Raw genomic sequence first — 12212 nt, forward strand, 5'->3', positions numbered from 1 at the left:
TTGACCTCTAACTTCTAGTTATACGTATAAATCGTGTTGTGCGTATAGACGGCGAGCAGTAACTAAATGTTGTACTTGGTTAGTTCCTTCGAAAATATCGAACACTTTAACGTCACGGTATAACTTTTCAACGAGGTGACCGTCTAGTCCTACTGGACCTAACAGTTCAATGCCTTTTGAACAAATATCAAGTGCTGATTTTCCTGCCACAGCTTTACAAATCGCTGCTTCTTTTGCGTTCGGTTCACCCATGTCTGCTTTCCAAGCTGCTTCCCACGTGAGCAGTCTAGCAGCAATAATGTCTTGTTCCATTTCAGCTAATAGTTCACTCGCTTCATAGTAAAGACGACCGTGTTTCGGATATTCTTTTTTCACGATGTCGAGTGTATATTCATACGCCGCACGCGCGATTCCGATTGCCATTGCTGCAACAATCGGACGTGTACTATCAAATGTCGCCATCGCAACTTTAAACCCAGATGGTCTGTTTTCTTTCGCGCTATACATTTCTTCACCACCGAGTAAATTTTCATCGGGTACGAAGCAATCTTCAAAAAGCAGTTCAGCTGTTTCGTTTGCACGAAGGCCCATCTTTTGTGCGACACGTGTACAGCTAAATCCTGGTGTACCTTTTTCAACGACGAATGCACGATGTCCAGCACGTCCTAAGTTACGATCAATTGTCGCAAATACAACATTCCATGATGCACGACCACCATTTGTAATGAAAATCTTCTGACCGTTTAGAATGTAGCCACCGTCAACTTTTGTCGCTGTTGTGCGAATACCGGAAGCGTCTGAACCAGCTTCAGGTTCTGTTAGCGCATACGCACCCCAACGTGGCTTATCTTTTGTAAAAATGGAAAGGAACCGTTCTTTTTGCTCAGGTGTTCCACTGCTTTGTACTGGAGGCCCACCGAGACCTGCTCCCGGAAGTGAAAGTGCAATTGCAGGACAACCCCATGCCATTTCTTCAGTTGCAATGACCCCCATCCGATTTCCTTCTCTTTCTTTCTTTTTTGATGAGCTTCCGTCGTCCTTTTTCTTTCCGCTACCGCCAAAAGAGGACGCGTTTAAATGAATTCCCATTTTATTTACTTTATCGAGCCATTCATCAGGTACTTTTCCATTTTTATCGGCTTCCATTGCAATGGGACGAATTTCACTTTTCGCAAACCAGTGGACTAAATCTTTAATTTGTTTTTGTTGTGGTGACAATTCAAATGAAATCATCGGGCGACCTCCTTCTTCGCTAGGTTCATAATTTGCTCTCCACGACGGATAAGGTAATCTCTTTCTCTCCCGTACAGAGCCACTTGTGCTTGTGCATCACGCATCCATTTTTCAGCCGGAAATTCTTGAACGAATCCATGTCCCCCTAGCATTTGAACGCCGTTATCGGTCACAAATCTTACGGCACGATGCGCACGGTACATTGCTCTTAATGCATTTCGATTTGCGTCTTTCGCTTGAGATTCTACGGTTACTGCAGCTAACCAAACAAGATGATTTGCTGCTTGCATTTCAAAAGCCATATCTGCAACTGTAAACGAAACTCCTTGGAACTTTGCGATTTCCTGGCCAAACGCTTTTCGATTAGCTGTATACTCTACTGTGTAATCTAACACCGCTTCCATTAAGCCGACTTGTTTCGCTCCTTGCAAAACGTAAATCCGATTTTGCACGTTTGTAATTAATTCTTCCGCTTCACTGCCACGGGCAATAATTTGGTTCGCTCCAGCATTTACGTTCGAAAATTGAATACGACCTAATCCTGCTGCTAATAAGCCTAGTCGATAGTCGCCATCCTGGACTGTCCAACCGTTGTTGTCAAGCCAAAATACGACTGATTCTCCTTCAGAATCAACGGCTGCGATTGCAACGTATTGTGCATTTTTAGCTAGACGTACAGGTTGAGACGTACCATCCACTATGTATCCATCTCCATCTCGTTTAATTTGAAGAGTCGCTAACCACGGGTCATCAATGTTTGTCGCATCAATAAATGCAACGTCTGGCCATGTACCGTTTTGCCCTGCTTGTTTATATGCTTGTAAATTGGGATGATCAGGTACGAGCCGAATGAGCGATGCAGCATCTCCTGCTCCAGGTAATCCTTGCACGACACCTAAATCCCCGTAGCTTAGTGATTGTAAAATTTGTACTTGCGTAATTAACGGAAGTTCAAGCCCCCCCCAACTTTCTGGTAGCTCTAATGCTCCGAAACCTAATTCTTCGATTTGTTTGACGATGTCTTCGTTAACTGCACGATTGTCTTCACAGTCTCTCGCAACTGAACGAATTGTTTCGACCGCAAAGTTTTTCGCCATTTCTCTAAATGCCTGTTCCTCTTCTGTTGGACGAAAAGAAATCATTGGATTCCCTCCTCAAAACTTAAATTTACATCATTTATAACGTTTCAACTTTTCAGAAATTTTTATTGTTATTCCACTTTAGATGCTGCTTCTTCAAACTCTTTTGCTTGCTCTCGAAGCTTTTTCTTATCGATTTTTCCGATTAAATTTCTCGGCATATATCCAACAATTTTTATAAAACGTGGTGTTTTATATTTCGCAAGTTTGTCTTGACAAAATTGTTTAAGATCTTCTTCTGTTATCATTGAGCCTTTGCGTTTTACAACGTAAGCAACAACTTCCTCTCCCATGCGTGGTGATGGAACACCGACGACTCCCGCTTCAGCAACATCCGGGTGTGTCATGAGTAATTCCTCGAGATCACGAGGGTAAACGTTAAATCCTCCACGTATAATCAAATCTTTTTTACGATCAACGATAAAAAGATAGCCTTCTTCATCGATGCGAGCCATATCACCTGTATGAAGCCAACCGTCTCTAAGCGCTTTTTTCGTTTCTTCTGGCTTGCCATAATACCCTTTTAATACATTCGGACCGGATACGATTAACTCACCGACTTCATTCGGTGGCAAGCGATTTCCGTCTTCATCGACAACTGCAATTTCGATTCCAGGAAGCGGTGTACCAACAGAGCCTGGTTTAAGTTTTTTCATCGGATCCGTTGCAGTGACAATTGGGGCTGCTTCCGATAGCCCATAACCTTCCAAGATAACGCAACTAAATTTACGTTGAAAATTTTTCGCGAGTTGTTGTGGAAGGGCAGCCGATCCCGATGTAACGGCAAAAAAGCTTGACGTATCGTATTTGTCTGCATCCGGGTGATGATACAGCGCGTGAAACATGGCTGGAACCATCGCTGAATGCGTCACTTTATGCTTTTCAATCGCTTCAAGCACTTTCCCTGGTTCAAATTGTGGCAGAAGGACATTTTTATCGCCTAAAATAAGCGTTACATTCATCATCGTAAATCCGAAAGCGTGTGAGAAAGGCAAGACTCCCAATGCGACACGCCCTTGCTTTAATTTTAAAATGCTTGCCGTTTCTGCAGCAGCTTTTGCATTTGAATACAAATTTTTATGCGTTAGGATGACACCTTTAGGGTTACCCGTTGTTCCAGCCGTATAAAGTAATGCAGCTTCATCATTTTCTTGAATCGACACTTCCGGCACTGTTTTTGGAACATCTCCCATCACTGTAAGCAACGTATAAGGTGAATCCGGGTTATCTAAAGTGAATACTTTAGGAGGATTTTCTAACCCTTTTACCGCATTAAGTAATTTTGGTAATAATAATTCAGTCGTTAATACCACTTTTGGTTCACAGTCTCCCAAAATATAATTAATTTCTTGTGCCTGCAAAAGTGGCATAATCGGCACTGCAACAGCACCGCACTTTATAATCCCATTAAAACCGATAACAACTTCTGGACTATTCGGCATCGTGATTAATACGCGATCTCCTTGTCGTACTCCTAAATCCATCAGTGCATGAGCTAACTGTGATGATTTCTCATCGATGTACGTATTTGTATACTCTTTATCTTCGAAGATGAGGACGGGATAAGTGCCAAATTGCTCAATGTTTTTGCGCAAAATCTGATTTAGATTCATTACACTTCTCTCCCAACTTCAGAACACAAGACTAGAAGCCAGACTTCTAGTATGTATCTACGTTAGCGGGCACGCTCATCTGGCTTCTGCTTTTTCATGTTCATTTAAATAACTAGATTAATCACCACTATAAGCTGATAAAATATCTTGAAGTCTTAACGCAAGTCCCATGTCTCCATCAATTTGTAGTTGACCACCCATAAATGCTTCAGTACCATTCAATTCACCATCAACCATTTTTTTGAAATCTTCTGAATCCATTGTAATTGTACAATCAGCTTCTTCTTGGTCACCTTCGACGACACTTCCTGAGTCAGTACCAAGGATCACTTGGTACGTTCCAGCGTCGTCTCCTGTAATGTTAAATTGGAACGTTGCTTCAATTCCATCAGCTTGAGAGTAATCTCTTTCCATTTCAGATTTAATCATGTCAAAAATATCTTTTGTTGTTTGCATTTGTATTCCTCCCTATTTTTTATCCATTTTAATAACTTACCATGGTCTAGTTTCACAACGTTTACATTCCTAAAGCAATTCAATCAATCATCGCATTCCCCCTTTAACAATGTAATACTTAATTACAACTTAAGCAGGTTTCATTCCGTTACGAGTGGAATTTGCTCAGCGAGTAAAAACATGTATGAACCTACTACAATTCGGTTTAAAAACCTCGCAACATAGTCAATCTTAATCTGTTTTTTTGATAGGAGAACTTGTTGGATTACAACTTGGTTTATTGCACCTACCATCGCTTGTGAGAACAAGTAAATTTCTTCATCCGATGCTGAATCCGTAAATCCTAATTCCGTCCTTACGGTTTCAAAAATAAACAGTGCGAAGCGGTCATAAGCTTGTTTTCGTAACTCTTCAATCGCATCACTAATTCCTACTGATGAAACGAGTAACAACCTAGCGACCTCGTGTTCCCTCACACAAATCTCAACGTAGCGTTTAATGCCTGCATACGCCTTTTCCGTAATAACAGTTTCTCGCTGAGCCGCTAATTTTATCATCGCTAGTACTTCTTCCAACAACGTTTCAAAAAGGTGAGCCAACAATTCCTCTTTAGTTTTATAAAAGTTATAAAATGTTGTTTTTGAAACACGAGCGTATGCTACAATGTCCAGCACAGTCGTATCACGATACCCTTTTTCAGAAAATAGTATAAGCGCTGCATCCAGGAGCTTATCTTGAGGTTGTTTTTCAACCTTTGTTGCAAAAAGGAATGACGTATCCACGTTATGCTCACCTCTTTATCAATACCAGTACGTACCCGTATTTTCAAAAATAAAAAAATTAAAACAGTGTACGGTTGTGTAATAATGTAAACCTTTTCATTGAAAACGTATAGTCCTAAATTTGTAGGGTTTTTAATTTTCAAAAAATAGGCATCCTATATTCGTAGAGATAAATTAAACTTCATATCCAATGTAATCAAGTTTGTATAGTGACAACTACAAGCTCATGAACAAAAATAAAAGGATTTAGGTTTTGTTGTGCAATAAGTGATACCAATGGTTTGAAAAAGCTTTTGAACAAGTTGTATGGAACATTATTTGAACCTAGCATATGCGCACCCTTAAGACCGATTACATTCTGCGGAAACGAAAATGGCACCGACGATCTAAGATAAAATTTTTCGAGTGTTCAAATTACAAATGTGAGACATAAACATTTCACTTTTGTTCGTAAGTTTCTCGGTTACTGTTGCAAATGCCGAAGTAGTTTTTCTTCTCCAATAAGTTCTAAATAGCGAGGATACAAAGAAAACGCAGGCGTAATTTTCGGTAATAACTGCAACGCTTTCTTCTTTGAACCGTTTGTGCGAATTTTACCTGTTATGAGTGCGATAGGTACACTAATTTGTCCGCCCCAAAACTGATGTGCAACGTCACCAGTTGTTTGAACGATCAAATCAGGTTTTGTCGGTGACTTTCCTTGAATGACTGAAAAATTTTCACCCTCTTTTACATTCCTCGCATCAATGGTTACAATGACATCTGGATCCGTAATCCGAAATTCAAATACCATATTAATATTGCGAATTCTTCTGCCAATTGCGTTAATTTTATCGACTTCATCGCCATCCTCATAATACGCCGGATGATTCCCCCACCATTGACGTAAATCTTCAATCGATCGCGGTCGTGATGGTACTTTCATAAACTCACCAATCACATTATACGCATGCTCTGCATTCCGAAATACTGGCATGTTTAACATCTCCTTTTCACTGGTCTTTATAAACTATTGAAAGCCAAGGAAACTTGCAACCCCTATTTTTAACGGGTAAATATAAATGGATCCGACAAACATACAAAAAAAACTGAAATATTGAGCAATTTAGTCACACAAAAATTTTTTATATCGAAAAAAGTACAAGCTTCTAGAATTTCGATTTAAAAAAGCAAACAAATTTAAAACAAAATGAAAATCACTATTGCTTTTTCAAGAACGTAACGACTAATATAGGAAGTTTCGATGTTATAGTGTCATGGCAACATTGTTGTCTGGTCGATTTCGATGATAACAAGGAGAAATGGGCGAATGAATGGTGAAAAATATGCTGGGTGAGATTGAGATGAAATGACTTCTTCATTAGTTTATAAAATTTAAAAATGAAGATTCCTAAGAAGCAAAGTTGCCAAGAGAAATGCTGACTAGGAGAAAGATTCATTGACCACTCTATGACGTTGAAAAGGGAATTTTTGCAATCATCGCTAAAAACTCCAGTTATCGATCGTGGTAAAGACAAAAAATCAGCACCATTTTAAAACACGGGATTCATAAAAAGAAAAAAGGTTAACACGCTTTACTCCTACATGTTAACCATCTCTTTATTTTTAACATTCACATACTTCTCTAGCCCTCGTTGCCGAATGGCTTTTGCTAACAATTCAATAAAATTCTTTTCTAATTTAAGTTTTATTGATTGTTCGTAGCTTTCAATTAGGTCTTGGTCGTTTAAATTCTCAAACAACCTTCCCCCCTCCTTTCAGTGATAACTTTATTGGACACCCCTTATGTCCAAACTTAAAAAGTTAATCCTAACTAAAAGTTTATATTTATATATGTAAGTCCCAAAAAAAGGGAAAGTTAGTTAGCTTTTTTAATGGCATTCCAAGCTACTATTCAATTACTAAAGTTATAGTTAAATAGAATGCACCTAAGTCTTGTCCACTTTACTTTAAGCCAAGAGTCGATTGATAAATTTGATATATACATTATTATATAAAAAGGAATTTAGTCTATTTTCATATGTCCTATTACCTACGAGGTTACCGAAAAATAATTTAAACACAACATTTTTAATTATAACGTTGAAAACGCAGATGTAAAGTCTTTCCATCCAATTGTAAAAAATTAGTTGATTATAACTAGCAATATAAATCCACAACAGACTTAAGTCATACTCATTTATATGAAACATTATACCTATATTTTCTTCAAAAAAATATGGAAACCGTGTTGTTTCGACGCATTTTTTAACTTTATTTTAAAAAAGAGGGCAATAAGATAGAATATTTGAAATTCTTACTGTATATTACAAATTTTTACTATATTGGCCTTTTGTGCCAATTATAGTGCAATAGAAATATTTTGTCGATAGCTATTTTAAATTTTTTAAAAGATCTTCGTATTTTTGTATGAAAATACAAAAATCTTGAAAAAACAATACGGGAAAATATTTGGATGGCGGGATGTTAGAAGGTGCGTGTAAAGTTGAATTCATATGGAAGATATGCTGACACTTGAAAAAAGTAATGCGTGAAACTGATCAGTATTTTTCAAGGTAAAAATGAAGATGAAACTATGTTCGTATCAACTTTCAAATAGGTTCTGTTTCACTATACCGAAAACTGAGATGGTACCAAAACGTCAAATTAATTATAGCATGAGTTTCAATAACTACATTTCTAATATATTTATCCAAGTTATCAGAAAGCCCATATACATCAAGGTTTAGGTCAATGTTCAAATGGTGTGCTATTGTGTAAATAACAACAAGGAATGCTTCATTATTTTTAACGTATGGGTTTTCTTTTACTGAGAAATCATCGTTATCCACAGTGTTTAATATATACATTTTTACTTTATTAAATAAAGTGTCTTCACAATAAAAAGGGACACTACTGATTACTTTTCTTTTAATATTTTCAATTGAGACCTCGTTTACAACCTTTCCATCATATAGAAAGTTTCTATTGCCAATTAATTCATTTTGTTTAGTAACAATTATAAAATGTGTTCCTTCAACTGCTAATTGATTAATTATCCCTATTAATTCATTGTATGAACTTGCTTCAGCATATAATTCAGGTAATTCAATAATTACTAGCCTTATCTTATCGATCACTTTAACCGAATTGACTATCACGTTATTTCATTAAACAATACCTTCATGCTCTCCACACATTATCAATATCCAAAAAAGTGATACAACAAATCATTTTTAATTGATGCTTACCTTATAGACGTAAGTTTAGTTAAAATGTAACATAGCCAATATAAGATATGATTACTGGTTATACTATTTTTTTAAAGGAGGTCACTATGCTCTCTTCTACATTCACAAAAAAACTAAACATTTCATACCCCATCATCCAAGCTCCGATGGCTGGTGGGATTACGACGCCTGAACTTGTTGCTGCGGTATCAAACGCTGGTGGACTCGGTTCGATTGGGTCAGGGTATATGACGCCAGATGCACTCTGCGAAGTCATTCAAAAGACGAAGGATCGGACTGACCAGCCTTTTTCAGTTAATTTATTTGTTCCATCGGATGACGAAGTGACGTATTCACGAGAAGAACTTAAAGAGGCTGCTCAATTGCTACACCCTTTCTATACTGAACTTGACATAGAGATTCAAGAACTGCCCACTGACTTTGAAGAGCCTTTTGAAGAGTTGATTGATGTTGTGATTGATGAAGGAGTTCCTATTGTTAGTTTTACATTTGGTATCCCTAGTGAAGAAACGGTTTCGAGGCTAAAACGAGCTGGTGCCTTTGTCATTGGTACAGCGACGACAGTCAATGAAGCGATCCATTTGGAAAAAGCGGGGATGGACGCGATTGTAGCTCAAGGAAGCGAAGCGGGCGGTCATCGCGGTACATTTTCAACGTCATATGAACAGGCAATGGTCGGCACAATGGCACTCGTTCCCCAAGTTGTCGACCATGTGACAGTTCCGATCATTGCCGCTGGCGGGATTATGGATGCGAGAGGCGTTCTTGCCGCCGAAGTTCTTGGAGCATCTGCGGTCCAGCTTGGCACTGCCTTTCTTACATGCGAAGAAAGTGGTACGAATCCAATTCACCAAAAAACAATTTTGGAAAGTTTTGAAGATAGTACAGTTGTGACAAATGTATTCTCGGGTAAGCCTGCACGTGGGATTCATAACTATTTTATCGAACAAATGAATGATTATGAAGACGCGATTCCTGCGTATCCTTTTCAAAATACATTGACACGTGCGCTTCGAAAAGAAGCTGGAAAGCAGCAAAATATTCAATTTATGTCGCTTTGGGCGGGTCAAGGTGCACGCCTAAGTAAAAAAACGAAAGCTGTCGATCTCATCAATTGGATTGTGCGAGAATATGAAAAGCTCGTTGCAAAAAAATAACCCTTTCTAATATACTTTTTATGTTAAAAATACATTTTTTTAAAAACGATGGGAAATATAATACTGAACAACATTTTTCTTAGAAAGGATGACAACAATGGATAGAGACTTTACAAATAAGGACGAAAGCATCGAATTGGAGCGCATTGAGAAAAAAATGGATGCAATGAGCCCTGAGAAGAAAGACGACATTCTTGATAATTTTAACCGCTTTAGATCGTATTTAAAAGATAAAGTTGATATGGGCGAAAGAATGGGAATGGATGAGCATCAGCTTGCTTCTGCAGCTGAAAAAGTCGCTAATTATTTAGCTCGCAATGAAGAGCCACAAAACCGTGAACAACACCTTTTAAAAGAAATGTGGCTTGTTGCGGATGATGATGAACGTCATAAACTTGCCCATATACTTGTGAGAATGGTTGACCAATCCAAAGGAACACATTAATTGATACAGGCAGAGCGAATATCATGCTCTGCCTTTTTTATGTAAGAAACGGTTTCAATACACAAAGTTAGATTTTGCTCGCCTCCAATAATGATTCCGATGTCGCTCCAATTCTTTCATATGTAGCATGTAACTCTTGCATACTTGCGTTATGTTCTTCAGTAAAAGTTGCAATTGTTTGAGTTGATTCGTTCATCATCTCAATTGCTTCTTGAATCACTTGGAGTTGTTTTTCGATTTCAAGGACGCGATCGTTACTATTTTCGGCTAAGTTACGAATTTCTTTCGCGACGACATTGAAACCTTTTCCCTGCTCCCCCGAGCGTGCTGCTTCAATCGAAGCATTTAAACCGAGAATGCTGGACTGTTTCGCAATTCCTCTAACAAGACCTAAAATTGAATAAATGTTTTCGATTTCAGCTTTCATTTTTTCCGATTGCGCTGAAAGCTCTTGAAGCCGAACAGCGATATCATTTGAAGCCGAGAGCATTTCTTCTGATGTTGCTGACATTTGCCGGACCGATGTCCCTAGTTCATTAGCTCCGTTACGAAGCATATCAACTTTTTCAATAGAAGTAACTGCACTGATCACTCCAACTACCTCGTCACCGTCAAAAATCGGTTGAGCCGTTGCGATATACGGGATACCGAGTACTTCTGCTCCAACTTCCCTCTTCATGAACTTTCCCGTTCGCAAAACTGTGTACGATAAAATTCCTTTTAGCTCTTCCATCGAAGTGCCAACTTCAATGTTCAAATCAATCGTCTTTCCTGGTAATGCGTGTTCAACTTTCTCTTGGCTATACAGATAAAGGCAAGTATCTTCATGAAACGTTTTCTGAAAGTCTGCCATTGCATCTTTGATAAGTTTTAACTTTGGATGCAATCTTTTCACCCCCATGTTTATCTCTTATTCTAGTATAATATACAATTTTCGGAAAAATTAGTTCCTTTTTGCTATATTTTCAATATGATTGTCAAAAGATGAAGAGTTTGTGATACTAAGAAAAGTGGCTACTGTTTATAGTGAGGGATCACAATGACATACGTACAACTTTTTATTGCTTTTTTTCGGTCAGGCATTCTCGGGTATGGCGGTGGGCCAGCTGCAATACCACTCGTTTACCGAGAAGTTGTTGACACGTATAAATGGATGAATGATACAGAATTTAGTGACGTGCTCGCACTTGCGAATACATTGCCTGGACCAATTAACACAAAAATGGCTGGCTATATTGGCTATCGTGTCGCTGGTTGGCTTGGGATGCTTGTTGCGGTGTTTGCCACCGTTATTCCGACAGTCGTTCTCATGGTTGTCTTACTTGTTTCCCTTTCATCTTTTAAAAATATAGATATCGTTGAAGGAATGACAAAAGGAGTTGTGCCCGTCGTTGGTGTATTGATGGGCGTCTTAACGTGGGGATTCATTACTCAATCGACCAAAAAGCTTGGTCTGATCGCGGCTAGTCTCATGATTGGAGCGAGTCTTCTCCTTCTAGAATTTTTCGGGTTACATCCCGGATTTTTAATCATTGCCTTATTACTATTCGCACTATTGAAAAAAGATAAAAAAGAAGATTCTAGCGATGATCCAACGAAAGAAAAAGGAGTTCAATCTCGATGATTTATTGGCACATTTTTCTCGCATTTTTTATTCCAGGTATTCTTGGATACGGAGGCGGACCCGCATCAATCCCATTAATTGAACAAGAAGTTGTCGGTCGTTACGCTTGGTTAACGACAAAAGAATTTGGGGAAGTTCTAGCCATTGGTAATGCCTTACCTGGTCCGATAGCAACGAAAATGGCTGGCTATATTGGCTATGAAGTGGCGGGGATACCTGGTGCGTTCGTCGCTCTTTTTGCTACGGTTGCGCCATCCTTGCTCCTCATGATTTTTCTACTCGGAATTTTATATAAATTTAAAGATTCGCCGAAAGTGCAACGAATGACGGCTTACGTTCGACCTGTTATCGCTGTATTACTTGGTGTATTGACGTATCAGTTCTTTTCGCAATCCGTCATTGAATCTGGTGTTTGGCATTCACTATTTTTGATTGCTGCGAGTTACTATTTGCTTGAAAAACGAAAAATTCACCCTGCGTTTGTTATCAGTGGTAGTCTTGTCTATGGAGCAATCTTTTTATCATAATAAAAA

General features: G+C 38.5%; 13 protein-coding genes. 4 read left to right on the forward strand and 9 right to left on the reverse strand.

Going from position 1 to position 12212, the window contains the following annotated elements:
* Nucleotides 1-18: 18 nt before the first annotated feature.
* From ABU914_RS05985 to ABU914_RS06020, 8 genes are all read right to left on the reverse strand, one after another.
* Entirely contained in the window at nucleotides 19-1233 is a 1215-nt protein-coding gene (locus tag ABU914_RS05985; RefSeq protein ID WP_379668824.1) for an acyl-CoA dehydrogenase family protein, read from the reverse strand.
* A complete protein-coding gene (locus ABU914_RS05990; protein ID WP_379668825.1) occupies nucleotides 1230-2375 on the reverse strand; it encodes an acyl-CoA dehydrogenase family protein in 1146 nt (381 codons plus the stop codon). The genes ABU914_RS05985 and ABU914_RS05990 overlap by 4 nt, the downstream gene beginning before the upstream one ends.
* Nucleotides 2376-2443: 68 nt before the next feature.
* A complete protein-coding gene (locus ABU914_RS05995; RefSeq protein WP_379668826.1) occupies nucleotides 2444-3985 on the reverse strand; it encodes a class I adenylate-forming enzyme family protein in 1542 nt (513 codons plus the stop codon).
* 117 nt (nucleotides 3986-4102) lie between these two features.
* Nucleotides 4103-4441: an SCP2 sterol-binding domain-containing protein gene (locus tag ABU914_RS06000; protein WP_379668827.1), complete on the reverse strand. Its 339-nt coding sequence runs from the start codon at nucleotides 4439-4441 to the stop codon at nucleotides 4103-4105.
* 140 nt (nucleotides 4442-4581) lie between these two features.
* Nucleotides 4582-5223, reverse strand: coding sequence for a TetR/AcrR family transcriptional regulator (locus ABU914_RS06005; protein WP_379668828.1), 642 nt, complete (start codon nucleotides 5221-5223; stop codon nucleotides 4582-4584).
* A gap of 463 nt (nucleotides 5224-5686) precedes the next feature.
* Nucleotides 5687-6199, reverse strand: coding sequence for a hypothetical protein (locus ABU914_RS06010; protein ID WP_379668829.1), 513 nt, complete (start codon nucleotides 6197-6199; stop codon nucleotides 5687-5689).
* A gap of 604 nt (nucleotides 6200-6803) precedes the next feature.
* Nucleotides 6804-6965, reverse strand: a complete 162-nt coding sequence (gene sda, locus ABU914_RS06015) for a sporulation histidine kinase inhibitor Sda (protein ID WP_379668830.1) — start codon at nucleotides 6963-6965, stop codon at nucleotides 6804-6806.
* An 849-nt stretch (nucleotides 6966-7814) separates the two neighbouring features.
* Nucleotides 7815-8363, reverse strand: a complete 549-nt coding sequence (locus ABU914_RS06020) for a hypothetical protein (RefSeq protein ID WP_379668831.1) — start codon at nucleotides 8361-8363, stop codon at nucleotides 7815-7817.
* Between the two features lie 137 nt (nucleotides 8364-8500).
* Between ABU914_RS06020 and ABU914_RS06025 the strand changes: the two genes are divergently transcribed.
* Both ABU914_RS06025 and ABU914_RS06030 read left to right on the forward strand, forming a co-directional pair.
* Nucleotides 8501-9610 (forward strand): NAD(P)H-dependent flavin oxidoreductase, encoded by a 1110-nt coding sequence (locus ABU914_RS06025; protein WP_379668832.1) that lies wholly within the window; start codon nucleotides 8501-8503, stop codon nucleotides 9608-9610.
* A 97-nt stretch (nucleotides 9611-9707) separates the two neighbouring features.
* Nucleotides 9708-10055: a DUF3243 domain-containing protein gene (locus ABU914_RS06030; protein WP_379668833.1), complete on the forward strand. Its 348-nt coding sequence runs from the start codon at nucleotides 9708-9710 to the stop codon at nucleotides 10053-10055.
* 67 nt (nucleotides 10056-10122) lie between these two features.
* Here the strand turns inward: ABU914_RS06030 and ABU914_RS06035 are convergent, their stop codons facing one another.
* Entirely contained in the window at nucleotides 10123-10941 is an 819-nt protein-coding gene (locus ABU914_RS06035) for a methyl-accepting chemotaxis protein (RefSeq protein WP_379668834.1), read from the reverse strand.
* 153 nt (nucleotides 10942-11094) lie between these two features.
* On the opposite strand from ABU914_RS06035, the gene ABU914_RS06040 reads away from it, so the two are divergent.
* Complete coding sequence (locus ABU914_RS06040; RefSeq protein WP_379668835.1) at nucleotides 11095-11679, forward strand: chromate transporter; 585 nt, start codon at nucleotides 11095-11097, stop codon at nucleotides 11677-11679.
* A complete protein-coding gene (locus ABU914_RS06045; RefSeq protein ID WP_379668836.1) occupies nucleotides 11676-12206 on the forward strand; it encodes a chromate transporter in 531 nt (176 codons plus the stop codon). The genes ABU914_RS06040 and ABU914_RS06045 overlap by 4 nt, the downstream gene beginning before the upstream one ends.
* The last annotated feature ends 6 nt before the right edge of the window (nucleotides 12207-12212 follow it).

Origin of the sequence: Pueribacillus sp. YX66 (assembly GCF_041725775.1) — a bacterium.
GTDB lineage: Bacteria > Bacillota > Bacilli > Bacillales > UBA6769 > Pueribacillus.